At 76.2% G+C, this 2,648-nt stretch carries 2 protein-coding genes and 1 pseudogene; 1 reads left to right on the plus strand and 2 read right to left on the minus strand.

Going from position 1 to position 2,648, the window contains the following annotated elements; translation table 11 throughout:
- A pseudogene (locus GPJ59_RS35380) lies at positions 1–211 on the plus strand (phosphatase PAP2 family protein); the annotation flags it as partial.
- A gap of 434 nt (positions 212–645) precedes the next feature.
- On the opposite strand, the gene GPJ59_RS35385 reads toward GPJ59_RS35380, so the two are convergent.
- Positions 646–1,644, minus strand: coding sequence for a helix-turn-helix transcriptional regulator (locus tag GPJ59_RS35385; RefSeq protein WP_219672198.1), 999 nt, complete (start codon positions 1,642–1,644; stop codon positions 646–648).
- Positions 1,645–1,830: 186 nt separating this feature from the next.
- Positions 1,831–2,648: LysM peptidoglycan-binding domain-containing protein (locus GPJ59_RS39000; RefSeq protein WP_258025406.1), on the minus strand; the 818-nt coding region annotated here is incomplete at its 5' end.

Below are 2,648 nucleotides of genomic sequence, written 5' to 3' on the forward strand. Positions count from 1 at the left end.
GGGCTCGGGCGCGGGCGGGGGCTCGGGCGCGAGCGCGGGCATCGCGTCGGCCGCCCGGACCGCCGTGCACCTGGCCGCCCGTCCGCACGTGATCCGCTCCGAGCGCACCCCGGTCACCCCGGGCGGCAGCCGCCGCCCGTCCCACACCGAGCGCGCGGACGTGGTACGGACGCGGGGCGCCTCGGCGGCCCGCCCGGTCACCGGCGGCTGAGCCGGTCCGCTCCGGCGGGGACGGTACGCACACCATCCCCGCCGGGGCGCGCGAACGACGGCCGCGGGCCGGGTACCGGACCCGGCCCGCGGCCGTCGTTTCGCACCGCCGCGTCAGCGCGGCGCCCGTCCGTTAGTCCGAGCCGGGTCACGCTTGGGTCACGGAATGTCGACAACTGTTTCACCGTCACTCGCCGCCCGGGCCGGCCGCGGACGGACCCGGCCGCATTCCTTTCCGAGCCGCGACACGCCCGTGTCCGGAAGCTCTTCGAATTCCCTTGGGAACCCGGCGGATTCCGCTTCCCGAATTCCTTCCGGAGCCGCCCGCCAAGGAATCTGACGGGCCGTGGCACGGAGCATCGTCTCCCGCACACCCGTCCCCCGCCTTTTCTCCACCGGGCCGTCGCCCGCCCGCCGCCGGGCCCAGGCCGAGGCCTACTCGCGGACCGTCGCCTCGACCGCCGTCGGAGCGGTGCTGTGCAGCGCCCGGGTCAGCCGGTCCCGCGCGGCGCCGATCCGCTCCCGCAGTTCGGGCGGCTCGACCACCTCGAACTCGAAGCCCATCAGCAGCACGTGGACGAGCATCACGTCGAGGCTCGCGGCGCCCGTGCGCAGCAGGCAGGAGCGCTCGTCCACCGGCTCCAGCACTCCGGCCGACGGCGAGACCTCCTGGGCCGCCTCCTCGGCGGACACATGGAGCCGGAGCACGGCCTGGGCGGCGTACGCGCGCTGCGAGACGCCCTGGGAGACGTACGCGGCGAGGTCCTCCGCGGGCGGGGTCCGCGGGGTGAAGCGCGGACCGTGCGGCGGCCGCGGCTCGATCCGGTCGGCGCGGAAGGTCCGCCAGGCCGCCCGGTCCACGTCCCAGGCGACCAGGTACCAGCGCCGCTCGCTGCACACCAGCCGGTGCGGTTCGACGAGCCGGCGCGTGCCGGCACCCTCGTGGTCGCGGTACAGGAAGCGCAGCCGCTCGGAATCCCGGCACACGGCGGCGAGGTCGGTCAGCACGGCGGCGTCCACCGTGGAGCGCTGCGGGCCGCGCAACATGGGCACGGTGAACTCGTTGAGGGCGGACACCCGGCGCCGCAGCCGGGCCGGCAGCACCTGCTCCAGCTTGGCGAGCGCCCGTACGGAGGCCTCGCCTATGCCCTCGACCCCGTTGCCGGCGGCCGTGCGCAGGCCCACCGCCACGGCCACGGCCTCGTCGTCGTCCAGCAGCAGCGGGGGCAGCTCGGCGCCCGCCCCGAGCTGGTAGCCGCCGCCCGTGCCGGGGCTGGCGTTGACCGGGTAGCCGAGTTCCCGCAGCCGTTCCACGTCCCTGCGGACCGTGCGCGGGGTGACGCCGAGGCGCTCCGCGAGATCGGCCCCGGTCCATTCGCGACGCGCCTGCAGGAGGGACAGCAGGCGCAGCAGTCGTGCGGAGGTCTCCAGCATGTCCCCGAGTCTGCCAGCGGTTCCGGGGCCGTTCAGGGACGGTACGGCAGCTGCGGTACGGCAGCTGCCGTACGCCGAGGCGGCCGGCCGTCATGCCCCCGTCCTGGAACACGCGGCGCGCCACACGGACGAGTCACGGACGAGTCACGGACGAGTGAGGTCCGGCGGACAGCGCCGGCGCCCGGCTCACCACCATCGTCCGGGCCGGAACGGGGGCTGCGCCGCGGGTGGTCCGGGGTGCGCCACCGCAGGCTGCGGGTCGGGGGCGGGGTCGGGGGCGGGGGCGGGCTTGGATTCGGGCTCGCGGTTGGGTTCGGGCTGCGGCTTGGGGTTGGGCTTGGGCCCGGGTTCAAGCTGCGGCTCGGGCTTCGGCTTGGGCTCGGGCTTGGGGTTGGGCTCGGGCTTCGGCTTCGGCTTGGGTCTCGGAGGCGGTGGCGGTGGTGTGGGGAGGGCCAGGGCCGTGCCCGGTTTCAGGGCGGCCGGGCTCGGGCCGATCAGGGGGCGGTTCGCCTCGTACAGCGGCTGCCAGCCGCCCCGCACCCCCCGCTTCTGCGCGATCGAGGCGAGGGTCTCTCCCGGCCGCACCACGTGCCACCGCCCCGCCAGCCCGTACCGCCTGGAGCACACGGGCCATGCCTGCCATCCCTGCGCGCCCACGACCTCCTCACCCACCACGATCTGCTGCTCGCGCGTCGCGAGGTCGGCCCGGGCCGCGAACGCCAGGCCACCGTGGTCCTCCCAGGTCGGCTGCCAGAACTGCAGCCCGCCGAAGAAGCCGTTGCCCGTGTTGATGTGCCACCGGCCGCTGCTCTCGCAGTCCGCCACGCAGTCCCAGGGCCACTGCCCGCCCGGTCCGCAGTCCCCCGGGCCACTGCCGATCGTGCCCGGGGAGCCGACCGCCGCGACCACGCCGGCGGGGCCGGGCGCCGGGGGCGGCGGGGCGGCCGCACCGGTGGCGGAGGCCGGGGGCACGGCCCTGGTCCTTATCCAACACCTAGGCCGCG

Source organism: Streptomyces bambusae, from assembly GCF_019400985.1.
Classification (GTDB): domain Bacteria; phylum Actinomycetota; class Actinomycetes; order Streptomycetales; family Streptomycetaceae; genus Streptomyces; species Streptomyces bambusae_A.